Origin of the sequence: Aquibacillus kalidii (assembly GCF_014280935.1) — a bacterium.
Lineage (GTDB): Bacteria > Bacillota > Bacilli > Bacillales > Amphibacillaceae > Aquibacillus_D > Aquibacillus_D kalidii.
Genome location: NZ_JACLZI010000034.1, coordinates 1 through 26,566, shown reverse-complemented (window position 1 = coordinate 26,566; position 26,566 = coordinate 1). Strand labels below are relative to the sequence as shown.

Sequence of the window (26,566 nt, the reverse complement as noted above, 5' to 3'; positions counted from 1 at the left end):
TGTACTGAGCAATTAATGTAGTGAATAATACCATTAGATTAACTAAACATATGATGGAGAGTAAAATGATACGCTGTTCACTAATTATCCAAAGAAGAGGAGATTTAATGATAAATAATAACAATGAATTAGGTTGGAACTTAGAAATTAGCTATGCACAGCTTCCTGAAAAATTCTATGCAACACTAGAACTGAATCCAGTAAAAAGTCCTGAGTTAGTTTATTTTAATGAGGAGTTAGCTAAAAACTTGGGATTGGATAGTGAGAAACTGAATAGTGAGGCCGCAGTAGAGGTGTTCGCTGGTAATCGAATGCCCAAAGGTTCTATTCCGCTTGCACAAGCTTACGGTGGCCACCAATTCGGTCACTTTAATATGTTAGGAGATGGACGTGCACTCCTAGTAGGGGAACAACTTACTTCCTCCGGTGAGTGTTTAGATATCCAGTTGAAAGGCTCAGGTAGAACACCGTTTTCACGTGGGGGTGACGGCCGTGCAGCGCTTGGACCAATGTTAAGGGAATATATAATAAGTGAGGCGATGTATGGTCTTGGAATACCAACTACGCGTAGCTTAGCTGTCGTTTCCACTGGGGAGTCGATCATTCGTGAAACGGAACTTCCTGGAGCTATTCTAACACGCGTTGCTGCTAGTCATATCCGTGTCGGTACGTTCCAGTATGCAGCAAGATGGGGGACGATTGATGATCTTCAGGCCCTTGCTGACTATACGATAAAACGTCATTTTCCAGAGATTGAGGAGAAAGAGGATAGATACCTTTTATTGCTTCGTGAGGTAATTAATCGCCAAGCAGCTTTAATCGCTAAGTGGCAGTTGGTAGGTTTTATACACGGAGTGATGAACACAGACAACATGACGATAAGCGGTGAAACAATCGATTACGGACCATGTGCATTTATGAATAGCTATGATCCTGCAACGGTTTTTAGTTCCATAGATAGACAAGGTCGCTACGCTTATGGGAATCAGCCACCAATTGGAGGCTGGAACTTAACCCGGTTTGCCGAATCGCTTTTACCATTGTTACATGAAGATCAAGATGAAGCCGTTGACTTAGCACAAGCAGAAATCTCTAAATACATGGATTTATATAATGATTATTGGCTTCAAGGTATGCGGGCAAAATTAGGATTATTTAATGAAGAAAAAGAAGACAGTTCTCTCATTAAAGAATTGCTGGAAATGATGGAACAATACAGTGCTGATTTTACAAATACTTTCAAAGCTTTAACACTCCGTCAATATAATGGATCAAATCTATTTAACACTACTGCGTTCTCTGATTGGAGTAGAAAGTGGGAGGAAAGATTAGAAAAGCAACAAAAGACTTCAGAAGCTTCTCAAGAACTGATGAGAAATAATAATCCTGCTGTAATTCCTCGAAATCATAGAGTGGAAGAAGCTTTAGCTGCAGCAGTTGAAGATGGAGACTACGATGTTATGAAGCGTTTGCTAAATGCACTTTCTAACCCTTTTGAGTACGCTGCTGAACAAGAAGAGTATGCATCATTGCCACCGAAATCAGCGAAGCCTTACCGAACGTTTTGCGGGACTTGACTTTTAACCAAACAAAAATGCTACCATCATGTTGGTAGCATTTTTATTTAGGGATATGGTTAAGAATTTATTTTATTATCAAGCTATTTTCTTAACGCATCTCATCAAAAGCATTTTTACCACTATTTGCTCCCCTAGAACCTTCTGCAGCTTGAACAGTTCCTTGCACTACATAAGCACCAACAGCATCTTCTATTTTATAGTCTCCAGGTATTGTTCCTTCATAATAAGCTCGTAGTGTAGTATTATTAACTACTTCAACGCGTGAGGAACCTGCAGAGGGTATGGTACTTCCTTGTTCCGCTTTTTTAAAATACAATCGTAAGCCACTAGAATTTTGGATAATATCATCATCTGTTAATGCTTCGTCAAATTCAAATAGGACAGAATTTTCTTCGTGGGAAATACTTACTAGATCAGGATTTTTTGTTTTTCCATTGTTACTAACTTGAGCTGCTTGGTTAATGTTAAGAGGGTTCTCAGCGCTTGTGTTGCTACTATCCGAATTTACTGTTTTAGAGTCTACATAACCACGTGCATAATGATTAGGTTTGAGATCGCCTGGAAAAAGTACTGTAACTACTTTATCTCCTTCCTTGTCATTTTCTGGTTTAACATTAGTCGTGGCGTCTAACGGATCACCACCACCTAATGGAACAAGGTGGAAATTGGATCGATCACCACCATTTAAATATGCAGCTTGATCAAAGGTGAAATCAACAGCAGTTGTAGGTTGATTTTGACTAGTGGATGGTCCGTCTCGAAAATTATCAATTTTGACAAGGTCAGGTGCTTCCGTTGTTTGTTTTTGAGTCTGAATGGAACAACCTGCTAGAAGAATAACAATTAATAATGAGAAACTTAGATAGAGAAAAGGTTTAAAATAATACATGATAAGTCACCTCCGTTATTTAATTTTGACGCCTCATAACTGTTAACAGCGTCAAACTAGAAATATCCTATGGTCATAATAAGTTAGACGTGCCTGATATATTCCAAATTAAGTAATCTGTTCTAGTTAAAATCAGATGTTTTAGGTATTATTTTGTCATTATGAAAATCAAATTCCTCAAGTGAATTAATAAAAAAATGGTGTTCCGAGCTGTTGACGATAGTTGGGGCGTGAATTATTGTTTTCCTACCTTTTACTAGATGGATAGACTAAAGACTCAAAAATTACTTACTAAAATTTACCTATTTTAATATATAGAATCATTTTAGCTATGAAATACTAATATCATATGTATCAGCTATGAAAGGAGGAAGAATCATTTGAGTAAAAAAATAAGAAAACTTGCCTTATTAGGACCAGTTCTTCTGGCGATTATTTATTTAACTTTGCCACTTATATCTGTATTCACTTCAAGGAATCCTGCACTATTGATATCAAAACTAACAGATAGTCTTGCATTTAAAGCCCTTTTATTAAGCCTTCAAACAACCTTGATTTCCATTACATTAATAGTAATTTTTATTACGCCATTAGCCTATCAAATGTCTAAATCAACCTTTTACGGAAAAAGAATAATTGAGGTTTTTCTAAAAATGCCAATTGTAGCTCCAACAGCAGTGGTAGGTGTTGGACTATTGCTCGTTTTTGGTCAACATGGGATGCTTGGAGGATTTTTTGCTATTTTTGGAATAGAGATCCCTTTTACCGCAGCTGCGGTAGTGATGGCACAAGTCTTTATGGCCTCACCTTTTTATTTAAATTCTGCCAGGCAATCATTCGACTGTGTTGAGGACCAGTTAATCGATGTTTCAAGAACACTTGGGATTTCACCTTGGAATACCTTTTGGAGAGTAACCTTTCCACTCGCTTTGCCAGGTCTACTGACAGGGGTTGCTCTAAGCTGGGCTTTAGCCTTAGGGGAATTTGGTGCAACTATGATGTTTGCTGGAAATATGCCTGGAACAACGCAAACATTGCCCTTAGCTATCTTTACGGCGATGGAATCTGATGCAGGCTTAGCAGTAGCCATTTCAGCGTTACTTTTAACAGTTTCATTTATACTCCTATTACTTGTAAGCCTTATTGATAAATATATGGTAAGTTATCGCATTACACCGAATTAGGGGAAAGGGAGATTCTTTGTTAAGATTTAAGCTTAAAAAAAAGCTTCGCCATTTTACAACAGAGGTAAGCGAAGAATTGAAAAACGAAACACTTGTATTAATTGGCCATTCTGGGTGTGGTAAAAGCACAATGTTAAAGATGCTTTCGGGATTATTAGCTCCGGATGATGGTTATATAAACATAAACGGAAAAACATTATATAATGCTAAAGAATCTATCAATTTGCCACCAGAGGAAAGAGAAATTGGATATGTTTTTCAAAACTATGCCTTATTTCCGCACTTAACAGTTAGACGAAATGTAGAATATGGATTATCTACACTATCGCGTCAGCAAAGGAACAAAAGAGTAGACGATACATTGGCATTTTTAGAGATCGAACAGTTAGCTGATTCTAAACCACATATGCTATCTGGTGGTGAACAGCAACGAGTGGCATTAGCTAGAGCGCTTGTGACCAAACCTGATGTATTACTTCTGGATGAACCTTTATCTGCCCTTGATGTTTCAACAAGGTCACGAGTGAGGTTAGAATTAAAACAATTGCTCAAACAATTAGATATACCGACTATAATTGTCACCCATGATTTTGAGGATGCTCGTATCCTGGGAGATAAGGTTGCAGTAATGGACAGAGGAGAGATAATACAGGCTGGTAGCCAAGCTGATATAACTAATTTCCCGGCAAGTCCTTTTGTAGCACAATTTACAGGGACAAATTTAATGAATGTAACAGCTAATGAGTCCGGTAGTGAACATGTTGCCTTTGACCCATGGAAAGTAAAAGTGTACCAAACACAAAGTGAGGCACAATATGAATGGAAAGGGACAATAGGTGATATTAGCTATAGTGGTGCTTTTGTTAGATTGCAAATTATTGAAGCAAACCAAGAGATACCTATTCATGCTGATATTCCGATTGAATTGTTTCAAAAAAAAGAAATGGAAATTGGTGAGGTCGTCTATGCGTGGATAAAAAATGAAGATGCTCGACCATTGAATTTATCACCAAATATAATTAAAAAGTTTCGTAAAAAAGAAAGCTATGAACGAAAGGGAAGAAAATTACAAGAAACAAAGAAACCGAAAAAAGCAGGGATATATATTATACCTCTCTTAATTTTGCTTATAGCTATTGGTTCCTTTGCTTATAATTCCAACTCAAACGAAACCGGACAAAAGGTTGAACTTTTTGCTTTAGTTGCAGCCAATGCTACAGAACCATTTAAAGATCTAATGAAAGAATTTGAAACGAACCATCCTAATGTTGATGTGAAAGCAACATTTGCGGGTACACAAATAGTAAGAACTCAGTTAGAACAAGGAGCTAATGCAGATATATTTTTATCAGCAGATTTAGGGCATATAGAAGCAGTTAAAAAGCAAGATTTAATTAACGAGTTCCAACCAGTCTCTTTAAATAGTGTAACAATGGTTGTTCCAAAAAATAACCCACGTAAGATTTCCTCATTAGAAGACTTGGGGAGCAAGGACTTAAAGCTTGTCATAGGTACGGACACGGTTCCTATTGGGAGGTACTCTCGTCAAGTTATAAAAAACGCTAGTGATGAATACGGCCAGAAATTCCCTGATAAAGTAATGGATAACGTTGTTTCATTAGAAACAAATGTAAAGCAAGTGCTTCAGAAAGTATCTTTGGGTGAAGCAGAGGTAGGAATGGTTTATCCTACCGATGTAACACCAGACTTTGCAAAAAAGGTTAAAAAAATAAAAATACCAGATAAGTTTAATATTGTGGCTACAAACTATATTTCAGTCACTAAGAAAGCTCCTAATAAGAAACTTGCAAAGGAATTTGTAGAAATGATGTTATCTGATAAAGGGCAAAAAATATTTAAGAAATATGGTTATAAATCTGTTAATGAATAACTCATGATATCTAAGAAGGGAGTGGTTCTTTGGGGGAGAGAAGCAAAGTAATAATTGATGTTAGAGACCGTGTACAATATGAAAAGGAGCATATTCCTGGTTCTAAATCTATTCCACTTGATGAACTTAGTGATAAGTTAAGTGAGTTAGACCGTAAATCCGATATTCAAATAGTTTGCAATCATGGTGGTCAGCGGAGTGAAAAAGCACTTCATTATTTAAAGAAAGCTCATTTTAGAAACGTGGAAATAATCGAAGGTGGGATATATGAGTGGTCTAAAACAAATCACACAAATAGATGTACTAACGAAAACAATTGACAATAATAACATATAGCTTAAGGAACCCAATGTAATATTGGGTTCTTTTTGATACTTATTTAAAATATAAACAATTTTCTGTTAAATTCGTGTACCATATCACATAAGTAGTATAACAATTCGTGGTGGGTCTTTAATTTGTGGTAGTATTTACCATAATCTGATAGATATGTCCTGAGTAGATGGAATCAATCTGGAGATAGTTAAGATGTTTGGGCGAGTACATAGAATAATGACATTATTATCTCATAGGATAAAGACAGATGAATTTCTAGAAAGGAAATAAGACTAGTTATCTAGCTAAAAGCCTAACTATTGAAGGGGGGATGTCATGCTTAGATTATTAAAGGTATTCATACTACTGTTAATCTTTGTTTTTGGTTTTACCTATGGAGCTGGCAGCCTTCATGCTAAAACTACAATAGAAGATATTCAAAAGGAAATAACAGCTATAAAAGAAGAACTTGCAACATTAAAACAATCTGAACAGAAAACAAAAAATAATGAAGAAGATTCAACTCAAATGAATCAAGAATCAAATAAAGAATCGCCAAAGAATAGTAGTGAAACAACTCAAATTGCTACTACTTTAGAGGAGTTAAATAAGAACATTCAGGAGCTACAACAGCTTATTAATGAAGATAACTCTACTAACAATGGTTCCTCTATGAGTACACCAAATAATTCAACTACCAAGTCGAATAATGAATCTACCGATGGGGTAATGGAGGGGTTAAATCAAATAAATGAAAGCCTAAAACAATTACAAAACATGATGACAACTTCAAATACAGAATCAACCAATCAACAAACACAATCAAGTATGAACACTTCAAATACAAACAAATCCCAAAGTTCAATGGAACAGAATAATGACGAGGGAACAAAGGCTAATCAAACAAGTAGTGGATCGGGTATGGAAGGCTTTTTTAACAAAATGGTGACTGTATTTAAAATAATTTTAATGGTTTTGGTTCTGATACTTGTTATAAGCTTGGTTGGGTATTTTATTAGTTTAATTAAGGAAAAGAGCACAGGAAAAAAGAATAAAAGTTAGGTTTAAATGATCCATTTTACGAAACTTTGAGAAGGAGAATTTATAAATTGAATAAAAGAAAACGGCGTAAAAAAAAACTCCATTTGATCTTATTTTACACTGGATTTCGGCAATCCTAGTTTTTTTATTACTAATTACTGGATTGAGTATAGTAAGTGCAAGGTTTGGATGGGTATTTGATAATAATTTTGCTCTTGCTGACATCACTCACCGTGTTGTAGGTGTTTTTTGGGTGTTATGGATGGTGGTAATGATATTTTACGAGATTAATCAAATTGTTTATAGCAAAATACCGAAACGTATTTGGATGCCAATTGGATTGTCAGGATTTGGTGGAGCAAACTTAGCTATTTCTTCACTATTGGTATTCAGTGGAATATTATTGTGGTTTCTTCCAGCTGTACCTTTTAGTTATGCAGTCACCGGATTTGTTATACATGAATTGTTCGCATTTGTTATTTTAATAGCTATTATTTGGCATATTATACAAAAACGCAAAATCTTTCGAATACCTCTAAAGCCTAGAAAGAAAAAATAATAACAAACCTCGCTAGGATAAAAGGGTGAAAATCTATGCAAAACCCGTGGTTAATCCTTGTAGTGCGCTCCTTGTCGTTGCTATATTTTTTGTTGGCTATTTCTATAGTCATTGCTCTTATAAACCCAGTGATAACTATGGATCAAATTATGTCCTTCATGAAAGGGATGGCATTGGCCTGTAAATCGAGCTCACTAATGTCTTCTATGGTTTGGCAAGCGAAAATTGGAGAATTCCCTGGTGATTTCTGGGATTTGGTAGTGCTTTTTTCATTTATGGCTATTTTGCCTATTATTCTGATTTGGGGGGTATGGCTTCGAACAAAACTTGAGGACTTAATATGAAAAGAAAAAAGGTACAGCAAAACTTCTTTCTATGGATGCTTGTAATTGCACTATCACTTTTATTGCTAGTTATGAGTGTTTTTTTACATCCCAGTTATAATCAACAGCCTTCGATGCCCGATATGCCGTCTATGGCAATGATGATGCTTTTGGAACAGACAAGGATGAGTGAGTTTAATTGGGATAGTATGATAGACGCTTGTGATTACCTTTTTGGGGAAGGATTTAGACATCATTCGATGCCTCAACATGGTAATCCGGTTTTAGACCCATTAAATATAATTTTATCAGTCATAATAATTCTTTGTTCAGTAGTTTATTTTGGAGGGCTATTAGTCTTTCTGTTGTTGAAAGTGCCAATTAGTTCTAGAAGTAGGACTATTACAAATAATATACTTTCCTTGACTCCTTTGACAATAGCTATATTCGTAACGTTAGCATGTGTTAGCTTCTTATCTGTAGATAACTTTGGACAAAAACTTCAGAGTTTGGATGCGGTCTTTTGGATGTTTACATTCCTATCATTTATGATTTTACTCATATTTGTGATTTTAGTAATAGGATCTATTACCTATTTATTGAGAGGGTTAAAGCAAAGGTTAAATCCAGGTAAGAAAAATAAAAGAAAGAGAAAAGGATGAAAAAAAGTGGATACAGAAAAATGGCTTAAGACGATTCTGTATTTAATTGTTTCTGCTATTTTATTAGGTTTTCTAGTCATTATATTCCAACAAGCATTTCCAAGTAATATGATGGGTCACAGTGCTATGGGAGTCTCTAATTCTCTTTTCCTTCAATTAATAAACTTCTTCTTTTATAGTTTGTTAGTTATTTTGATCCTTGTCATTCTAATAAGTGTATTTGTTTTTAGTGCGCAGTTTTTATTTAGCCTGTTTGATAAGAAATGATATATGCTCATTTTGTACTAATCAGGGCAGATGGCAACACGGAAATTATTGAAACTCATAGGATATTAGCAGAAGGAGGGAAAATAATGGATCGTAGACAAAGGCCATTTTTAAGATTAACAGTTTGGTCATTAGTAGGTATTTTTATATTTGGTCTAATAGAGTTTCTCTTCATTGGATTTGTTAACGCAGGATTAGGTGGTGGAACAGGTACTATTGGCGGTATTAGTGGTATTGGCGCCGTAGTATCTTTATTTAATTTTATCTTTATCACCTTAATTATTCTTTCGGTAATCGGATTATTAATTGGTTTAGTAGGAATAACCATTCGTTATTTTGAAAGACATGATTTTGATTTGTTCGAAGATGATAGACGAAGGCGCGATGATGAAGATGAAGATGATCGGTATAACCGAAATCGGCCAGGACGTTCCACTCATAAATAGGGGTAATAAGATGGGGTTAAATATAAAAAAGTTCCTATTAGTTGTAATCAGTATATTGTTAGGCTTTTTTACGTACAAACTTCCTATAATTAATCAGATTTTTAATTATAAAACATCTTTTGATATCTCTGCATTTTATCTTATGATTTTAATGTACTTTTTTACACAGCCGGTCGAAAAAAAGGATGAATCAGAATCAACGGAAAGTGTAGAGGTATCTAATGACGATGAATAAAGGGTGGAGTGACATGAAGCTAAGCTCTTATTGGAAAAGTTTAAGAATAAATAAATCAGGTCTAATTTACGAAGAAAATTGGAATGTAATATTGAAACAACTCGAAAAGAAATTGCTTGAAGAAAGGAGGAAATGAGAATGGCTCCTGATAGTTCAGGTTGGCAAAGAGGGCCATTAACGGCTGATGAGTGGGATCGACTCCTAGATACTGTAATTGAGACAACAAGAGACCAAATTGTAGCTAGTAAGTTTATAGATGTATTCGGTCCGATAGGGGCTGGCTATCAATCGATAACTAATCCTGTTTATTTAAAGCCTGAACCTGCTAGTATTAGTATGCACGGAGATGATCTTGATATAGCTAAACCGAATAAAAATAAAACATTAGATATTCCAATACTTTACAAGGATTTTGTAATTTATTGGCGTGACATTGAACATGCAAACGAAACAAGTAAACCACTTGATTTTTCGGCAGCTGCTAGTGCTGCTAATGATGTTGCTCTTAAAGAGGATGATCTTATATTTAATGGTTCGGAACAATTAGGTATTCCAGGGTTATTAAATGTGGCAGGAAGAGAAACTATTACGTGTAGTGACTGGTCCAGTGGTGAGGGAATGGCTTTTCGTGACATTGTTGATGCGCGTAATCTGCTAATAAAAAATGGTCATACTGGGCCATTTGCTATGGCACTATCCCCAGAAGCATTTGCACAACTACATCAGGTGCATGGTGATTCAAAGGTGCTAGAAATAGAGCATGTAAGAGACCTATTTGAAGAGGGGATATACCAATCATCTCAAATTAGGAATGGCTGTGGCGTAATCGTAGCAACAGGTGAACAGAATGTAGATATTGCTATAGCAGAAGACGTTTCTGTATATTTTCTAAATGATGATACAATGAATAATTATTATCGAGTAATGGAATGTTTAGTCCCCCGAATTAAAAGACCATCCGCCATTTGTACACTAGAGTAATAAAGATGAGAAACTGTATATTACTTGTTTATATTGTGCACGTAACCAAGACTAAATATAGGATGAATAAAAATGTTTAGTAGGTGTAAAGAAAATATTCAAAGAAAAATCTATAAGATAAATAGGTTGTTTAACCGAGGAATTGCTTATGCAAAGTTATGCATACTTCTCCTACTTTATATCTTTGTTTTTCTAGTACTAATATGGGTGTTTAACATTATTAATGCAGTAAATATAAGTGGAAATGGGAATGAATTACTAACGAACACATCCCCCTCTCTTGAAATACCATCTATTCAATCCAACCAACTATTAAATGAAGTGTATATTCCTCAATCAAAAAAAATAGAAAGCCAATCCTTGATAAACAGTACCAAGGAAACGAATCCCAACAAAACAAATCAAAATACTGTTGTAGAATCAAACCCGAATTTAATCTCCCCATCTCAACCTATAGCTGAAAGTACGGAAGATGGTGACTTTCGTGAATTTAGAATTACCGTATATCCAGAAACAGTTAAGATAGATGACGAACTTTATTTAAAAGGCTGGACCTATAATGGAACTTTTCCAGGTCCAGCCATTAGAGTTAAAGAGGGTCGAAAAGTACGGATCATATTCCGTAATCAGGTACCAGGAGTTAGGACCACCGTTCATTGGCATGGGATTCCCACGCGAAACAGTGTTGACGGTGTTCCGTTACTAACCCAACCTTATATAAATTATGGAGAGCAGTATGTATATGAATTTATTGCAGAACCTGCGGGTACTTATAGCTATCATAGTCATGGAGAAGCTCTCCAATTGGATATGGGAATGGTTGGTCCTTTCATAATTGAGCCCAAAGATCCTGTATATCCTAGAACGGAAACAGAATGGGTTGTTAGTGTTGATGAGATGAAAATTGCAGGCCAAGGGAATCCACCACCTGCTAATGATGGTAATAATATGGATCAAAGTATGATGCAGCGGATGATGCCTAATGCAATTCTCGGAACAGCCGATTTATATAACGTGTTTACGATTAACGGAAAAAGAGATCCGAAGCATGTCTTTACAGCTGAAGTAAATCAATGGGTACGTATGAGAATCATTAACTTTGGATTTCAAAATCATCGTATAAAAGTCGAAGGTATGGAAATGTATGTCACACATATGGATGGATACCCACTGCCCAAAGCCCAACCTGTTGAGTATGTAGAAATTGCCCCTTATGAAAGGGTTGATGTCTATCTCATTGGAAATAAGCCAGGGAAATATCGCATGTATGACATTGATCGAGGTCATAGTGAGTTTGGTTTGAAAGCAAAAGTACTCCTTACTGAATCTGAAGCTACGAGAACTAATCAACAACAACCGCAATCTTTATCGCTTATAAGAACAAATAGAGGCGCACCAAAATACCAAGGAATAATAGCAGGTATTCCAGGACCAGACGAAACAAAGTATGACCGAGTTTACAATATGCAGTTGGGAATGGCAATGGGGAATAATGGAATGTCATGGGCTATAAACAAGGTCATCTTTACATCATATGATAAAATCACACCGTATAAAGTCAAAACAGGAGAAATGGTGAAGATTAATTTGTTTAATATGTCACCAGAGAATCATCCTATGCACTTTCACGGTCATCATTTCTCAATTGTTTCAATAAATGGGCAAACCCTATCCGAGCCTTGGATATCAAAAGATACGATAAACGTAAAACCTATGCAACAAATTTCTATAGCCTTTAAAGCAGATAACCCCGGTGATTGGATATTTCATTGTCACCAGGTTCATCATGCAGATAGTGGTCTAATTACCTATCTAACATATGTGGAATAGTAGTATCAGTCTAAATACATCCGACTGATTATTTAGAAATAAATTTTAGGAGGAGGTACAAATGCGTAACCCATGGCTTAGAATAGCTGTATTTACAGTTGTAGGTATCTTCATTTTTGGGTTATTGATTATATTAATTCCATTTTTATTACCAGATCAACAACCAAATAGCGGTCAAAACACAGGTCAAACGAGTAGTGCAGTAAATACTAGTCAGACTCAAGAGAGTGCTAATTCATCTGATCAGAATAGTGCAAGTGTGAGTCAGACTAATGAGATGACTAGCAATGATAGTTCAAATTCTAACAATGAGGACTCCAACACTGATTCTGGAAGCATGACGAACTCAGGAGAAAGTAACAATAATGCAAGTAATTCGAATTCAGGTGAAGGGAACAGTAGTGGTAATAACGCTAACAGTTCTAATACCGGAAGTATGAGTGAAACTAATTCAGACAATGGAAAGAATGCTTCTGAAAATCAAAATTCTTCCATGTTTAGGACGCCAATGAACTCTCAGTCTAGTAATCCAGGTCCAAGTATGTCAGCTATGAGCGGCACTTCTAATTCTTCTAGTAACACATCAGGTACTTCTTCAACTTCGGGTGGTAGTAGTATGTCTGGTGGAGGGGGAGCTAGTATGTCTCCGGGCGCAGGAGCTAGTATGAGTGGTGGAAGTATGAGAATGATGGGCATGATGCGAATGCGCAGTATGCAAAGTGGTGGATCAACTATGTCAAACCAAAACGCCAATCAATCATCAACAATGACTAATCAAAATAGCGATCAATCCTCGATGAATTCAAATCAAAGTTCAGATAACCAATCATCAGATATGGATAATCAAAGTTCTAATCAATCGTCTACTAATTCTAACAATGAACAATCTAATCAAACTGATGAATCTACACAGAGTTCATCTAATGCGGAAGAAAACAGTACAGCGGAACTCCCGGGGTATTTATTCTCTAGCTTTGATCCACCATCCTCCCCCGGATTGGGAGAATTTTTCTTCTATGCATTCGCAGGATTAATTGTGTTATTTATAATGGCTTTACTAGTCGGAGTGGTAGGTTTACTAGTAGCCTATTTTCAAAAAAAGAGTAAAAAAGGCCTACAACTTACTAGGTGAAATGATGTTAACAAAGGGGGTTTTTGTAGTGAAAAGGTGGTGGCTTTTAATTAGAAATTCCCTTATTGGTATTGCTGTATTTAGTTTAGCTGAAATAATCATAATGGCTTATTACAGAGGAACCCCCGTTAGTCTAGATGGATTAAGAGGAACCTTCCTTGGGGTATTTGTCGGTATTCTATTTACTGCATTATTTATCGCTTTCGTCCTGATGTTCATTTATTTGTATGCCAGAATTAATTCACTACTCGAAGGCAATATACCGAGGGATTTTGAGGAGAACGAATAAAAATGAGAGAGGGATTGGGTTGTTGGAAATTTTTTTTAATATCGTCGCGCAAATAATATTTCTTGTTGTGGGATTAATATTATCTTCCTACTTACGCACTTATTTCAAATCGATGTTTAATCGTAAATAAGCCTTGGTTAAAAAGAACTAAAATCTTCTAATGCTTCATATTTGGTCGTATATTTCATAGTTTAGTAGTGGAAAAGGCTTCTATATTTGTCTCGTATTTTACAATAACTCCTATCTGTTACTTACAAGAAAGGAGCATTTCCTGTGAAACGTCTTCTTTTAGTTGGTGCTGGTCACGCTCATGTTTATATTATGAAAAAGTTAAGCAAACATCCTCTAACTAATGTGGAAGTTGTGTTGATATCTCCAAATGAAAATCAATATTATTCAGGTATGTTAGCTGGCTGTATCGAAGGGATATACTCCATTGATCAAATACGAATATATATTGGGGACACGGTAAAAAAAGCTGGTATAAAGTGGGTCAAGGATATGGCCGTCTCTATTGATCCAAATAGTCAAAATGTCGTGACTCAAGAGGGGCAAACAATCAGTTATGATTTAATTTCCTTTGATATCGGTTCGTTAACATCAGGTATAGACCTTCCAGGAGTATTGGAATATGCCGATACTTTAAAACCGAATTTTTACTTCCCTATCTTAATAGAAAAAGTTCGAAATGCTAAAAAACTAGTCATTGTTGGGGGAGGGGTTGCCGGAACAGAGCTAGCATTATCCCTGCAAACATGGCGAACTAACAATGGGAAAGAGCCCTTAACGTTGATTAGTTCTTCTAGATTAATGGATAAAGGTGCTTCCTATGTATCAGACCGGATTGAGCACCTATTAGAAAAAAAGGGCGCTAGTCTACTATTGAACCAACGCGCTAATAAGGTTACACAAGATAAAATTATTCTCTTCCCATCTGGAGAAGAAATTGAATTCGATTCACTATTGTGGGTTACTGGACCGCGAGCCCCCGATATATTTAAAAATTCAGGTCTTGCTGTAGATAACGGCTATTTATTAGTAAAGGATACGTTACAATCAGTTGAATATCCAAATATATTTGGAGCAGGAGATTGTATAAAGATATCTAATCAACCACCCCTTTCTAAGGCGGGAGTTTATCCAGTTCGTCAAGCACCATACTTATGGAAAAATATGAAGAGATTACTTAATGGTAATTCAATGCGTAGCTATCAACCGCATTTTTCTTTTTTATCTATTCTGGCAACGGGCAATAGAGAAGGATTGATGCTTTATCTTGGTTTAGCATTTCATGGAAGGCTGATGTGGTTAATTAAAACATTTATGGATAGGCGGTTTATTTGGTTATACCAGAAGGCTCCAAAAGTAGGTAGTGAGTCGACAAAATGGTTAAAAGTAATTGGTATAACCTTAATGGGTCTCTTTCTTTGGGGGATAACGTTCCTTTTTATAACTAGTACATATCACCCTGTTATGACTCTATTTGCCCAGTTATTTTCATCTTTAATGAATACAATTTTAATTGGGATGTTTGTCTTGTTATTTATAATTTTATTTCTTGTCATCTTTTTTGAAAGGATAAGGTTTAAATAATTACAAAACTAGGAGGTGGGTGAGGTAATAGTAGATTATGATCTTGCCGTATTAGGCGGCGGAGCTGGAGGTTTAACCGTTGCAGTTGGTGCGGCTAACCTTGGTGCAAAAGTCGCTTTGATTAATGATAACCAAAATCTAGGAGGGGACTGTCTTCATTATGGCTGTGTTCCTTCAAAAGCATTGCTGAACATATCAAAACGATTCCATCAGGCACATATTTATACGGAAGAATTTGGCTTTTCAGGTAAGAGAGATTTGGATATTTCTTTAGTTTTGAAGGAAATTAGACAAATACAACAAAAAATTCAACACCATGATAGTAGAGAGCGTTTTAATCAGTTAGGGATTGACACTTTTATTGGTAAAGGGAAATTTATAGCGGAAAACAAATTAGTAGTAAATAATCACATTACATTGAAAGCTAAACGAGTAGTAATTTCTACTGGTTCTAGACCGGTTATTCCTTCTATTGAGGGGATTGGAGAGGTTTCTTATTTAACTAATGAAACAATCTTTAGTATAAAGGAGATCCCATTGCGTCTGGCTGTTATTGGTGGTGGTGCAACAAGTATAGAAATCGCACAATCGTTTGCTAGATTAGGTTCTAAAGTAACCTTATTGGAACAGCAACCTTCTTTAATTCGTGAAGTGGATGATGAACTTTCTTCTAAGTTAAATGAGTATTTAAGAACTGAAATGGATATATTTTATGATGTTCAAGTTACACAGTTAGCAAAAAACACAGAAGGTAAAATAGTCACATATAGAAATCATGGTCAAAAACAAAAATTAATTGTGGATGAAATATTTATCGGTGTTGGAAGGAAGGCAAATTCTGATTTTATTGGATTGGAAGAAATCAATATAAAAAAAGATACTAGTGGCAACGTATTAGTTAACCAATACTTGCAAACTAATAACTCCAAAATATATGCGATAGGGGATGTCAATGGAATATTACCAATGACACATACTGCTTCAATGGAGGGAAAGTTAGTTGTTAGAAACGCACTCTTTGGTTTAAAGGGTAAACTTAATTATCAAAATATTCCTAGAGTGATATATTCATATCCTGGTGTATTTCAGATTGGATTAACGGAAGAGCAAGCTAGGAAAAAATATGGGGATAGTATTCAGATTCATAGAGTAGATTCCCAAAACGTAGATCGTTTTATCATTGAGAATGATTTCGGTTTAGTTAAGGTACTTGTAGATAAGAAAGGTAGAATTATTGGAGCAAGTGGAATTGGGAACAACATAGATGATTGGATGCAAGAACTTGTATATGCCAAAACATTTGGGCATAAAGTTAGTTCCTTTTCCCATGTAGTTCACCCTTATCCAACACGTGGAGAATTGCTACAACAGGTTTCAAATAACTGGTGGAGTCATAAGTTATTCTCAGGTGTTTTCCCGAAAATGACGAAATGGTTTATTAAATGGTTTCGCTAAATGGGAGGGATGGAGGTGCGTATAAGTGTAATTATTCCTACTCTTAATGAAAGAGGTAATATAGAAGGTCTTTGCCGACTGCTAGGTTCTGCTCATAACTTGGAACTCATTATAGCTGATGGAGGAAGCACTGATGGCACTATCGAGCTAGCGAAACAATATGGACGAGTTATATCAAGTGCTAAAGGTAGGGCTATTCAGATGAACAATGGTGCACGGATTGCAAAGGGGAAGGTGCTATGGTTTTTACATGCTGATTCGGTTATTCATCCGGACATGATCTCTGAAATAGATCGTGTATTAAAAAATCCTACTGTCATAGGAGGAGGCTTCCCAATAACCTTTGATGACCCTTCAGTTTTACTAAAAATAATTGCAAAAGGCTCCAATTTAAGAGCAAAATATTTTCATCTTATTTTTGGTGACCAGGGGTTTTTTATTCGGAAATCACACTTTTTTAGGGTTGGATTGTTTCCGGAAGTACCTTTAATGGAGGATTGGATATTATCAAGAAAATCCAACAAGCTTGGGAAGCTTGTACTACTCCCTACTCCTATAATAACCTCTTCAAGGCGATTTCGCGAAAAAGGGATAATACGAACTTTTCTGTTAATGCAAAAGATAAAACTTCTATTCATTTGTGGCGTTCCTTTAAAAAAGCTTGAAAGGATGTACCGACGTGGCTAAACCTGTTCATAAAAAGCCAGTATTACTTATACTATCAAAGGCTCCAATACCTGGGTATTGTAAAACGAGATTAGAAGCTAAATTATCATCTAAGCAATGTGCCCAGCTACAGGACAGTCTAATAAGAGATTTATCTGAATTATATAATGAAATGAAGCAAGAGTTAGAGGTATGGGTGGCTTACACTCCTCATCACACAAAAGAATATTTTGAGGGATTATTTCCGTCTAGTCATTTTCCCCAAGTTGGCAATGACTTAGGAGAAAGAATGAAAAATGCACTTTCTTTTATAATGGATAAATCATATAGTCCGGTTATTATAATTGGGACAGATACGCCTCTAAATATAGAAGATATTAGGCATGCATTTAAAGAATTAAATAACAACTCTTTTGTTATCGGACCTGCAACCGATGGAGGGTATTATTTAATTGGCATGCACCAGTATGAACCGGACTTATTTTCTGATATTCCATGGAGTAGTGATAAGGTTTGCAGTTTGACTATTAAAAAAATGGAGCAACTATCTGGAACGGTTTCGTTGCTAGCTCAGAAACGAGACATTGATGAATTTCGTGATTTAGAAATGTATCAAGGTAAGAACACTAATCACCATTTAACAGACTGGATGGCCAAGAACCTAACCAATACTTAATTAAGGGGAAGGGGTATCATGAAACAGCTAACTGAACAAAAAGTGATCGATTTAATCGAAACATTACCTACACCATTATCAAATGAGGGGTATTTAAGCTGCGAAGAAATAGGTGATGGGAATATGAATTACGTCTTTAGGGTCTATGGACGTAGCAATAAGCCTAAGAGTATAATTGTCAAACAAGCTTTACCCTTTATGCGTTCTGTGGGACCATCATGGCCATTATCGACAACGAGAATTGAAGTGGAATACAAACTATTAACCTATTACCATTCTATATGTTCATGTTTTATTCCAGATTTATATTACTTCAATAGTGAATTGTCTTTAATAGTTATGGAAGATTTAACTAGATACCAACTATTGCGAAAAGGACTTATGAAGCAAGAACGTTATGCACATTTACCGAGCTATCTAGGTGAATTTTTAGCTAACGTTTTATTTTATACCTCAGAATATGGTTCTAGTGAACATGAAATTAAAGAAATGAATACGATTTTTCTTAATAGGGAAATGTGTAAAATCACGGAGGATTTTATATTTACTTTCCCTTTTATCGAAAACCCTATGAATAATTATAGCGACCGAATCCAAGATGTAGTGGAAGAAATTTATCAAGATAGAGAACTTCATAATGAAATAAAAAAATTAAAGCAAATCTTTATGACTGAAAAACAGGCACTAATTCATGGGGACCTACATACCGGAAGTATAATGATTAAACAAAATGAAATGAAAATTATTGATGGGGAATTTGCATTCTATGGCCCAATTGGTTTTGATATTGGCGTGTTTTTTGCAAACATTCTGATCAGCTATGTTTGCCATGTTAATGCGACACTTTCTACCTACCCTTCCTATTTATTGTCCTTAATGGAATCAGTATGGGAATCATTTGAATACAGATTTTTACAACTAATAAAAAAACAAAGTGACTTCAACTCACAAGAAAAAGTAGTCTTTTTCTTGCAATCAATTTTAAACGAATCGATAGGGTTTGCTGGATGTGAGATGTTGCGTCGTGTATTAGGGACATCTAGTGTTGAAGATATAGAAACAATAAAAGATGAAGAAAAACGAGAAAAAGTTGAAAGATTTATGATAACAATTGGCAGACAACTAGTTTTATATAAAGATAATTTTAAAAAAATTCGGAACTTAACGGAGTTTGTTGAAAAACAACCTAGAAGGTGTGGTGAGGTATGAAAAAGTTTACTATTATATCGATTATTCTAGTTATGGCGGTAGCCCTGATTGTTTATGCCAGAACTTTAGGTGAGGAGGAGAGCCCGAATAAAGTTGGCACCGCAGAAGAGAAAAAGGAAATATTAAAAGCTAGTTGGAACGAAGTGTTATCTCAAGCAAAAGGTAAAAAAGTAAATATTTATATGTGGGGGGGAGACGAATCAACTAATCGTTATATAGACGAATGGGTAGCCCCGAGAATCATGAAAAAGCTTGAAATAAAATTGAATAGGGTTCCTGTTAAAGATATTAACGATACTATAAATAAGCTCCTTACTGAAAAACAAGTAGGAAAAGACACCGGAAGCATTGATATTATGTGGATAAATGGAGAGAATTTTTTGACAGCAAAACAAAATAATCTCTTGTGGGGATCATTTTCTAGTAAACTACCAAATGCTAACAAGTATATTGATCTTCAGTCACCTGCTATAAAGAATGATTTTGGTGAACCAACGAATGGTTTGGAAGCGCCATGGAGTCAAGCTCAATTTGTGTTTACCTATGATAAAGCCAAGGTTTTAGACCCACCTAAATCTGCAGAAGAGCTTAAAGCTTGGGTTAAACAAAACCCTGGTAAATTCACTTATCCTGCTCCACCTGATTTCACTGGAAGTGCCTTTATTCGAAATATCCTTTATGAAACAACTGGAGGGTATAAGCAATATGAAAGACCGATAAGTGAGCAAACACAGTTAGAAGAAAAAATGAAGCCGTTATGGGCTTACCTAAATGAAATAAAGCCATATTTATGGAGAAAAGGTGAGACATATCCAGAAAGCTCTAGCAAACTGGATAAATTGTACGCTGACGGAGCTGTTTGGATGACGATGAGCTATGATCCGTCTCATGCAGCAAATGAAGTGAATAATGGTAATTTCCCTAAATCGACTCGCACATTTGTTCTTGAAAAGGGTACACTCTCTAATACTAGTTATTTAACTATTCCTTTTAATTCCCCTAATAAAGCAGCAGCCATGGCAGTTATAAACTTTATGCAATCTCCTACAGCTCAAATTGCGAAAGCCGATCCAAGTATTTGGGGAGCGATGATGGTAATTGATCCTACTAAACTAAACTCCAAACAAAAAGAAAAATATAATGAAATTAACCGTGGTGAATCCAGCTTACCTGTAAAAGAACTAATGAATCACCGTGTACCAGAGATACCAGCAGAGTATGTTGATTTTATAGAAAAAGGCTGGAAAGAGTATGTTGCAAAAGAGTAAACCGGTTATTTATCTATTTCCTGCAACGGTAGTCCTTTTCCTTCTTTTTGGTGGTGGAATATGGAATGGGCTTTTACAGAGTATGGGCTATTTTCCTGCTGCTAATCAATATGAATTGACTCTTGAATATTATCGAAAAGTGCTTGTGTCACGAGAATTTTTGGATTCATTTCTCGTGACCATTCGAATTGCTGGGTTATCCTCCATAATTGCTGGGGTTATCGGGTTGGCTGTAAGTGTCCTATTATTTATTCTAACTAAAGAAAAGAGTGGGAAGCACGGTCTAATTACACAAAAATTATTTCAACTTCCGATGCTAGTTCCACCGCTAGTGGCTGGATACTTTATATTACTATTATTTTCGCAAAGTGGATGGGTATCAAAATGGATGGAAACATTCGGATTAATAGATCGAATTAGTGATTTTCCTGTACTGGTGAACGATTCATTTGGATGGGGAATAATTATGACCTATGCTTGGAAGGAATCAGCATTTGTAGCTTTAATGCTCCATCCGGTCCTTATGCGTATAAAAGATGTTTGGTTAGATGTTGCGCGTGTTTACGGTGCTAATTCATGGAAATACTTTAAGTGCATTCTTTTTCCGTTATTATTCCCATCTTGGATGTCTGCTCTATTTATTGTATTTGCGTTTACGTTTTCAGCATTCGAGGTACCTTTTCTTCTTGGTGTAACATACCCTTCGATGCTTCCGGTATATTCCTATAATCTCTATGTTGGAGGTGGTTTAGAAGTAAGGCCAGAAGCACTATCTGTAAATATTATATTGGTTTGCATGGTTGTATTTATTGGTGCATTGGCTTTTTGGGTAAGTAGGCGTTGGTATAGAAAAGGTCAAGGGGGATGGTAAATAATGAAACGAAGAATAAATTTATCCTATTATTTGATTACTTTTATATTGGTATGTTTTATCGCGATCCCCCTTATCCCATTAGTGATTTTTAGCTTTTCTTATGGTTGGAAGTGGCCTGACCTTTTCCCTGATCAAATAAGCCTTGATGCTTGGGCTTATGTGTTTGATTTTGGAAGTAAGACGTGGAACTCAATTATGACAAGTCTTAAAATTGCTGTCACAGTTACATTAATTAACCTTTTTTTAGCACTTCCAGCAGCGAATATACTAGGGCGCATGGATTTTAAAGGGAAATGGCTGTTGGAAGGATTGTTTTATGCACCGATCATTGTGCCTGCTTTCGTATCAGTAATGGGCATTCATATGACGTTTATCCAAATGGGAATTACAGATACGCTACTAGGTGTGATTCTGGCACATATCATTCCAACTCTACCCTATATGATTCGTGCATTAGTGATTAGCTACAACACTATTGGTTACATATGGGAGGAGCAGGGGAAAGTACTCGGAGCTAGTAGTTTCCAGTGTTTCTTCTATATTATCTTGCCATTCATACTACCGGGTATCATTGCTGGTTGTAGTTTGAGTATATTGGTCTCTTTAAATCAATACATTATTACTTTTTTGATTGGTGGAGGCCAGGTGATGACATTACCACTTGTTATGTTTCCGTTTATTAGTGGAGGAGATCCTGTTATAGGATCTGTGCTTTCACTTGTATTCATGATTATGGCCGGAGGAGCACTTTTAGTAATGGATGTACTTTTGAAAAAATATTATGTACGAAATGTAACATTGCATTTTAGTTAATGGAGGATGACATGTCATTTATACGTTTAAATGGTGTTGAGAAGGAGTACAAGACAAAGCGAAAACAAACAGACAAACGTCAAAGATTCTGTATTAGATCTATAGATTTAAGTATAAAAAAAGGGGAATTTTTCACTTTATTAGGTCCATCAGGATGTGGGAAAACAACTATTCTAAAATTAGTAGCGGGATTACTTCGCCCCGACCGTGGTGATATATGTATAGAAAATAAGGAAGTAACTAGGGTGCCTCCTGAGCAAAGAGGGGTCAGTATGGTATTTCAAGAAGCACTATTATTTCCACATATGACTGTTGGAGAAAATATAAGTTTCGGTTTAAAAATGAAAAAGATAAATAAACGGGAAAGGACTGAAAGGGCTAACGACTTTCTTAAACTTGTCGGATTAGAGGGTATGAATTTGGCTTACCCTTCTCAATTAAGTGGTGGACAAAAACAGCGAGTGTCTTTAGCCCGTGCTTTAGTCACTAAACCAGAAATCCTATTAATGGATGAACCATTTAGCGCACTTGACCCTGGTACACGTGAGGAAATGAGAAGATTATTGAAAAAATTACATCGGGAGTTAGATATTACAATTTTGTTTGTAACTCATGATCGTGAGGAGGCGTTTGAGTTATCTGATCGTGTTGCTGTCCTAAAAAACGGAAAAATTCTAGAGGTAGGGATGCCAAAGGACTTATATGAGCGAACAGATACTGTTGATGTTGCAGAGTTTCTAGGTTTACGCAATATTTACTACGGAATTGTTTACGAACAAAAGTTTAGTTGTGATGCTTTTCAACTACAACTATTAAACTATGAAGCTATTGATGTCACGAAGGGTTGGCTCGTAATTAGGCCTGAGACATTATCAATACAAAAGGACAATATAAATACCGAGACAAATTCACAATACTTACAAGGTACGATGATGGATATCTCTTACAAAGGAAGTTTTTATAATTTAAACGTTCAAGTAGGGAACGAAAATCTTTATATAATTCAAGACACAGGAACTGAATTTACCTTTGTGAAAGGAGGTATTGTTTGGATAGGAATAGATTCTACCAAACTGCATTTTATTAAGGAGATATAAAGGGGGCGGTAGCTTGAAGAAGAAAGTACTATTTGATTGTGATAATACTATGGGAGTGCCGAATAGAGATGTGGATGATGGTTTAGCATTATTATATCTTTTGGGTTGCCCTGATATAGAGCTATTAGGTGTAACGACAACATTTGGAAATAGTACAATTGATATCGTTAACCAGGCAACATCAACATTTTTCGATGATTTTAATCTTCTAGATCTGCCATTATTGAAGGGTGCAAAGAGTAAAGAACAACGAAATAGTAATGCAGCATTATTCTTAACTGAAATGGTTTCAACCTATCCTGGAGAAATTACAATTCTTGCAACTGGTTCACTTTCTAACTTATATCAGGCATATCAATTAGATTCCCAATTTTTCAAGAAAATAAACCAGGTGGTCTTAATGGGGGGGATAGTAGAACCGCTTGTTATAAATGGAAAGGGTTTAGATGAATTGAATTTTGCATCAGACCCAGTCGCTGCTTATACTGTCTTAAGTTCAGAAGCTAAAGTGACAACGATGACAGGGAATATTTGCTTGCAAGCACATTTTGGTAAGAGTGAATTAAAGAAGATAAGAGACGAATCTTACTTTAGTACCTACACCTACTTAATTGATAAGCTTTTACCGTGGTTTCGGTATATGGAAGAACAGTTTAATCTTGAAGGTTTTTATAATTGGGATACTACCGCAGCAGTTTACGTATCACACCCACAACTCTTCCATGATAATCTATGTTTCATAGAATCTGAGGTTGATGATTTAAAAAAAGGCCTTCTAAAAAAGAGTTCAATACCTGATGATGGCTATTCCGTTAACATCCCTAATGAGATTATTGATGTTTCCTTGTTTAATCAGGTCGTTTTTGATGCTTGGAGAAGAGTAGATTAACAAAGTTATTGAATTTTTAGTTGAAGGGAGAATACCTGTATTATGTTTCTTAAAAAAAATTATCTCGTTATGTTATTGTTCGTGTTAATTGGTGTTTTAGGAGGCTGTAGTAATAATAGTTCAGCAGTTGACGAAGGTGAGCTAGAATCAAATTATGCGTCTAGTGAGGAAACGTTAGACAAGGAACAATCTATCTATATTAATACAGAAGATAAAAAGGTAAAAGTGTATGCAACAGTTAACGGTAAATATTTACGAAATCCTACACGTCACGGCTTAAATTGGGTTGAGGGATCAAATGGTCATAAATCAGTGTTTGATGGTTATGCTAGTCCATTAGCTTTCTATAATGCATTAGCAAAGATAGGTGGGAACCCAGCTTTGGAAAAGGGTGGTGACGAAGAAGCTGCATTTGAAGTTAAAGAGGACGGGAAATATATTAAAGGGGATGAAATAACGGTCACTATTTCATGGAATGGAATAGATAAACCATATGATATCAATGAGGTAATGGTCGATTCGACTGGGAAAAAAATTGCCTACCATTTTGGAGGAAATTATGAAGCGGCTAAGGAAAAGATGACAGGGTGTTTTATGTGCTTTGATAGCTGTCCAGTAGGTATCGTGAGTAATGCAACACATCCTGTTGGAACATTTAAAGATGGTGTAGCTGAGTTCCGTGGTAATCCTGAAATACTACCTGACGACGGCACGCCGGTAGTGCTTACTTATCAATTTGTTGATTCGAAGTAGAACGAGGAGTGTGGGATACGGATGAAACGATTACTTCACATTGGTACATTTATTTTAAGTCATCTATTTAGTGCCTATCTAGTCGGATTATGTCTAGGATTGATTTGTGTTCAAAATAAGTGGATAGATATGAGATTTGATGGTGCATACTTTATCACGGTTACAATGGCGATGGTAATCTGGTTATCCTGTATATATGTATTGATAGGAGAACGTTTACCTAATTTTTTTGGGGCAGGCAAGACTTTTTACACGGTGGTAGGACTTTCTACTATTAGTGTACTTTTCCTAACTGATAGTCTATTATTTATGCCTGCATTCCTGACGAGAAAAGCTCTTTTTTTAACGAATAAAGTGTCCATTGATCAAGTTAATATGTTAATAGTAATGTGGTTGGTCATTGGCTTAATTTGTCTATTCTTTTATCGTCAATTTAGAGATATTGAGTTTAAAAGGAACATAAAAAAAAGTCAAAGATTTGGGATAGGAATAGTCAGCAGTTTAATGGCGGTTTTCTTTACTTTTTATTTAGGCAATACAAGTTTTCAAGAAGTAGTAAATCAAAGTATAGAAGTGATGAACAAATCAAATGTGGAAGCTTTTAAAGAATATATTCGTTCATTTGGGCCATTAGCAGCAGTTGTATCCGGTTTATTGATGGTTTTACAATCTATCATAGCTCCCCTTCCTGCATTTATTATAACATTTTCAAACGGAATGGCCTTTGGTTGGTTTTGGGGTGCACTGTTGTCATGGACTAGTGCAATGCTAGGAGCCATTATATGTTTCTACCTAACAAAATGGTTAGGAAGACCAATTGTGGAAAGAGTATTCAGTAAAAAGGCCCTTGGATGGTGGGATCATTTCTTTCAAAAATATGGGTCTTATTCTATCCTAATTGCACGCCTAGTTCCAGTAGTGTCCTTTGATTTAGTGAGTTACGCGGCGGGTACCACTACCGTTACTTTTTGGAACTTTTTTTGGGCAACAGGACTAGGACAGTTACCTGCAACATTGTTATATTCTTATCTAGGTGGGACTGCATCAGGTTTAGTTCAAATATTATTTCTCCTATTTACTATCACGATCGCATTAATAATTATTGGTATTTTAGTAAGGCCACATTTTAAAGCCTCAACTTAATTAAAAGAGGTTGTTATTATTGTGATTTTATTATAAGATATAAAAAATGAATTCGAAACGCGAAGATAAGGATATGAATTATTTACACCGGTTACCAGAGAGGGAAGGAAAAGCTGCGAACTTCCTAGCAGAGGGAAATAATTTACCACCTTAGAGCAGTATTGGGGAACCTAAGTATCCAATACCGTAAAGCTACGATACAGCACCATAAGCCAGTAAACTTATATTTGTTTATTGGGAAGTTGGGTGGAACCACGGATAACAACACATTCGTCCCTTTTATAGGGATGGGTGTGTTTTTTAATTGAATAAAACGATGTGATGATAAGGACAAGAATTATTTTGACTGCTGACAGAGAGGGAAGGGTAGCTGTGAACTTCCTAGTGAAGAAAAATAATTTACCACCTTTTGAGCAGTATTGGGGAACCTAAGTATCCAATACCGTAAAGCTACGATACAGCACCATAAGCCAGTAAACTTATATTTGTTTATTGGGAAGTTGGGT

At 35.8% G+C, this 26,566-nt stretch carries 28 protein-coding genes; 27 read left to right on the top strand and 1 reads right to left on the bottom strand.

The features are described from left to right. Window positions 1-107: 107 nt before the first annotated feature. Complete coding sequence (locus tag H7K77_RS06815; protein ID WP_235988856.1) at window positions 108-1,577, top strand: protein adenylyltransferase SelO; 1,470 nt, start codon at window positions 108-110, stop codon at window positions 1,575-1,577. A gap of 91 nt (window positions 1,578-1,668) precedes the next feature. Here H7K77_RS06815 and H7K77_RS06810 read toward each other — a convergent pair whose 3' ends face one another. Continuing rightward, window positions 1,669-2,469, bottom strand: coding sequence for a hypothetical protein (locus H7K77_RS06810; protein WP_186576979.1), 801 nt, complete (start codon window positions 2,467-2,469; stop codon window positions 1,669-1,671). Window positions 2,470-2,849: 380 nt separating this feature from the next. Between H7K77_RS06810 and H7K77_RS06805 the strand changes: the two genes are divergently transcribed. The 26 genes from H7K77_RS06805 to H7K77_RS06680 all read left to right on the top strand — a co-directional run bounded on the left by H7K77_RS06805 (window position 2,850) and on the right by H7K77_RS06680 (window position 26,060). After that, complete coding sequence (locus H7K77_RS06805) at window positions 2,850-3,653, top strand: ABC transporter permease (RefSeq protein WP_222599257.1); 804 nt, start codon at window positions 2,850-2,852, stop codon at window positions 3,651-3,653. A gap of 16 nt (window positions 3,654-3,669) precedes the next feature. Next, entirely contained in the window at window positions 3,670-5,544 is a 1,875-nt protein-coding gene (modA, locus tag H7K77_RS06800; protein ID WP_186576978.1) for a molybdate ABC transporter substrate-binding protein, read from the top strand. A gap of 29 nt (window positions 5,545-5,573) precedes the next feature. Next, window positions 5,574-5,864 (top strand): rhodanese-like domain-containing protein, encoded by a 291-nt coding sequence (locus tag H7K77_RS06795; RefSeq protein ID WP_186576977.1) that lies wholly within the window; start codon window positions 5,574-5,576, stop codon window positions 5,862-5,864. Window positions 5,865-6,195: 331 nt separating this feature from the next. Continuing rightward, entirely contained in the window at window positions 6,196-6,921 is a 726-nt protein-coding gene (locus tag H7K77_RS06790) for a hypothetical protein (RefSeq protein ID WP_186576976.1), read from the top strand. A gap of 142 nt (window positions 6,922-7,063) precedes the next feature. Continuing rightward, window positions 7,064-7,459 carry a hypothetical protein gene (locus H7K77_RS06785; protein ID WP_235988855.1) on the top strand — a complete coding sequence of 132 codons (396 nt, stop codon included), beginning with the start codon at window positions 7,064-7,066 and terminating at the stop codon, window positions 7,457-7,459. 35 nt (window positions 7,460-7,494) lie between these two features. Next, entirely contained in the window at window positions 7,495-7,803 is a 309-nt protein-coding gene (locus H7K77_RS06780) for a hypothetical protein (protein WP_186576975.1), read from the top strand. Beyond that, window positions 7,800-8,444, top strand: a complete 645-nt coding sequence (locus tag H7K77_RS06775; protein ID WP_186576974.1) for a hypothetical protein — start codon at window positions 7,800-7,802, stop codon at window positions 8,442-8,444. The genes H7K77_RS06780 and H7K77_RS06775 overlap by 4 nt, the downstream gene beginning before the upstream one ends. Before the next feature lie 6 nt (window positions 8,445-8,450). Continuing rightward, window positions 8,451-8,711, top strand: coding sequence for a hypothetical protein (locus H7K77_RS06770; protein ID WP_186576973.1), 261 nt, complete (start codon window positions 8,451-8,453; stop codon window positions 8,709-8,711). Window positions 8,712-8,797: 86 nt separating this feature from the next. Then, entirely contained in the window at window positions 8,798-9,157 is a 360-nt protein-coding gene (locus H7K77_RS06765; RefSeq protein ID WP_186576972.1) for a hypothetical protein, read from the top strand. 10 nt (window positions 9,158-9,167) lie between these two features. After that, window positions 9,168-9,392 carry a hypothetical protein gene (locus H7K77_RS06760; protein ID WP_186576971.1) on the top strand — a complete coding sequence of 75 codons (225 nt, stop codon included), beginning with the start codon at window positions 9,168-9,170 and terminating at the stop codon, window positions 9,390-9,392. Window positions 9,393-9,530: 138 nt separating this feature from the next. Beyond that, on the top strand, window positions 9,531-10,373 hold the full coding sequence (locus H7K77_RS06755; RefSeq protein WP_186576970.1) for a family 1 encapsulin nanocompartment shell protein: 843 nt from the start codon (window positions 9,531-9,533) through the stop codon (window positions 10,371-10,373). Between the two features lie 72 nt (window positions 10,374-10,445). After that, the gene (locus H7K77_RS06750; RefSeq protein WP_186576969.1) at window positions 10,446-12,203 is read left to right on the top strand and encodes a multicopper oxidase family protein; all 1,758 of its coding nucleotides are present in this window, start codon (window positions 10,446-10,448) and stop codon (window positions 12,201-12,203) included. A gap of 61 nt (window positions 12,204-12,264) precedes the next feature. After that, complete coding sequence (locus tag H7K77_RS06745) at window positions 12,265-13,335, top strand: hypothetical protein (RefSeq protein WP_186576968.1); 1,071 nt, start codon at window positions 12,265-12,267, stop codon at window positions 13,333-13,335. 28 nt (window positions 13,336-13,363) lie between these two features. Then, window positions 13,364-13,624, top strand: a complete 261-nt coding sequence (locus tag H7K77_RS06740) for a hypothetical protein (RefSeq protein ID WP_186576967.1) — start codon at window positions 13,364-13,366, stop codon at window positions 13,622-13,624. A 273-nt stretch (window positions 13,625-13,897) separates the two neighbouring features. Further along, window positions 13,898-15,217 (top strand): FAD-dependent oxidoreductase, encoded by a 1,320-nt coding sequence (locus tag H7K77_RS06735; protein ID WP_186576966.1) that lies wholly within the window; start codon window positions 13,898-13,900, stop codon window positions 15,215-15,217. 15 nt (window positions 15,218-15,232) lie between these two features. After that, window positions 15,233-16,672 (top strand): dihydrolipoyl dehydrogenase family protein, encoded by a 1,440-nt coding sequence (locus tag H7K77_RS21705; RefSeq protein WP_186576965.1) that lies wholly within the window; start codon window positions 15,233-15,235, stop codon window positions 16,670-16,672. A 15-nt stretch (window positions 16,673-16,687) separates the two neighbouring features. Beyond that, entirely contained in the window at window positions 16,688-17,359 is a 672-nt protein-coding gene (locus H7K77_RS06725; RefSeq protein WP_186576964.1) for a TIGR04283 family arsenosugar biosynthesis glycosyltransferase, read from the top strand. Further along, window positions 17,352-18,014 carry a TIGR04282 family arsenosugar biosynthesis glycosyltransferase gene (locus H7K77_RS06720; protein ID WP_186576963.1) on the top strand — a complete coding sequence of 221 codons (663 nt, stop codon included), beginning with the start codon at window positions 17,352-17,354 and terminating at the stop codon, window positions 18,012-18,014. The genes H7K77_RS06725 and H7K77_RS06720 overlap by 8 nt, the downstream gene beginning before the upstream one ends. 18 nt (window positions 18,015-18,032) lie before the next feature. Then, a complete protein-coding gene (gene mtnK / locus H7K77_RS06715; protein ID WP_186576962.1) occupies window positions 18,033-19,223 on the top strand; it encodes an S-methyl-5-thioribose kinase in 1,191 nt (396 codons plus the stop codon). Further along, complete coding sequence (locus tag H7K77_RS06710) at window positions 19,220-20,491, top strand: ABC transporter substrate-binding protein (RefSeq protein ID WP_186576961.1); 1,272 nt, start codon at window positions 19,220-19,222, stop codon at window positions 20,489-20,491. The genes mtnK and H7K77_RS06710 overlap by 4 nt, the downstream gene beginning before the upstream one ends. Beyond that, complete coding sequence (locus H7K77_RS06705) at window positions 20,475-21,362, top strand: ABC transporter permease (protein WP_186576960.1); 888 nt, start codon at window positions 20,475-20,477, stop codon at window positions 21,360-21,362. The genes H7K77_RS06710 and H7K77_RS06705 overlap by 17 nt, the downstream gene beginning before the upstream one ends. 3 nt (window positions 21,363-21,365) lie before the next feature. Then, window positions 21,366-22,178, top strand: a complete 813-nt coding sequence (locus tag H7K77_RS06700; protein ID WP_186576959.1) for an ABC transporter permease — start codon at window positions 21,366-21,368, stop codon at window positions 22,176-22,178. Window positions 22,179-22,189: 11 nt separating this feature from the next. Beyond that, entirely contained in the window at window positions 22,190-23,275 is a 1,086-nt protein-coding gene (locus H7K77_RS06695) for an ABC transporter ATP-binding protein (protein WP_186576958.1), read from the top strand. Between the two features lie 13 nt (window positions 23,276-23,288). Next, window positions 23,289-24,164 (top strand): nucleoside hydrolase, encoded by an 876-nt coding sequence (locus H7K77_RS06690; RefSeq protein ID WP_222599256.1) that lies wholly within the window; start codon window positions 23,289-23,291, stop codon window positions 24,162-24,164. A 42-nt stretch (window positions 24,165-24,206) separates the two neighbouring features. Then, the gene (locus tag H7K77_RS06685) at window positions 24,207-24,917 is read left to right on the top strand and encodes a YdjY domain-containing protein (RefSeq protein ID WP_222599255.1); all 711 of its coding nucleotides are present in this window, start codon (window positions 24,207-24,209) and stop codon (window positions 24,915-24,917) included. Window positions 24,918-24,938: 21 nt separating this feature from the next. Beyond that, window positions 24,939-26,060: a TVP38/TMEM64 family protein gene (locus H7K77_RS06680; RefSeq protein ID WP_186576957.1), complete on the top strand. Its 1,122-nt coding sequence runs from the start codon at window positions 24,939-24,941 to the stop codon at window positions 26,058-26,060. Window positions 26,061-26,566: the final 506 nt, after the last annotated feature.

Bases quoted from the DNA above. Each gene is read 5' to 3' on its own strand.
- H7K77_RS06815 (WP_235988856.1), top strand. From the start codon at position 108: ATGATAAATAATAACAATGAATTAGGTTGGAACTTAGAAATTAGCTAT.
- H7K77_RS06810 (WP_186576979.1), bottom strand. From the start codon at position 2,469: ATGTATTATTTTAAACCTTTTCTCTATCTAAGTTTCTCATTATTAATT.
- H7K77_RS06790 (WP_186576976.1), top strand. From the start codon at position 6,196: ATGCTTAGATTATTAAAGGTATTCATACTACTGTTAATCTTTGTTTTT.
- H7K77_RS06780 (WP_186576975.1), top strand. From the start codon at position 7,495: ATGCAAAACCCGTGGTTAATCCTTGTAGTGCGCTCCTTGTCGTTGCTA.
- H7K77_RS06775 (WP_186576974.1), top strand. From the start codon at position 7,800: ATGAAAAGAAAAAAGGTACAGCAAAACTTCTTTCTATGGATGCTTGTA.
- H7K77_RS06765 (WP_186576972.1), top strand. From the start codon at position 8,798: ATGGATCGTAGACAAAGGCCATTTTTAAGATTAACAGTTTGGTCATTA.
- H7K77_RS06760 (WP_186576971.1), top strand. From the start codon at position 9,168: ATGGGGTTAAATATAAAAAAGTTCCTATTAGTTGTAATCAGTATATTG.
- H7K77_RS06755 (WP_186576970.1), top strand. From the start codon at position 9,531: ATGGCTCCTGATAGTTCAGGTTGGCAAAGAGGGCCATTAACGGCTGAT.
- H7K77_RS06750 (WP_186576969.1), top strand. From the start codon at position 10,446: ATGTTTAGTAGGTGTAAAGAAAATATTCAAAGAAAAATCTATAAGATA.
- H7K77_RS06745 (WP_186576968.1), top strand. From the start codon at position 12,265: ATGCGTAACCCATGGCTTAGAATAGCTGTATTTACAGTTGTAGGTATC.
- mtnK (WP_186576962.1), top strand. From the start codon at position 18,033: ATGAAACAGCTAACTGAACAAAAAGTGATCGATTTAATCGAAACATTA.
- H7K77_RS06710 (WP_186576961.1), top strand. From the start codon at position 19,220: ATGAAAAAGTTTACTATTATATCGATTATTCTAGTTATGGCGGTAGCC.
- H7K77_RS06705 (WP_186576960.1), top strand. From the start codon at position 20,475: ATGTTGCAAAAGAGTAAACCGGTTATTTATCTATTTCCTGCAACGGTA.
- H7K77_RS06700 (WP_186576959.1), top strand. From the start codon at position 21,366: ATGAAACGAAGAATAAATTTATCCTATTATTTGATTACTTTTATATTG.
- H7K77_RS06695 (WP_186576958.1), top strand. From the start codon at position 22,190: ATGTCATTTATACGTTTAAATGGTGTTGAGAAGGAGTACAAGACAAAG.
- H7K77_RS06685 (WP_222599255.1), top strand. From the start codon at position 24,207: ATGTTTCTTAAAAAAAATTATCTCGTTATGTTATTGTTCGTGTTAATT.
- H7K77_RS06680 (WP_186576957.1), top strand. From the start codon at position 24,939: ATGAAACGATTACTTCACATTGGTACATTTATTTTAAGTCATCTATTT.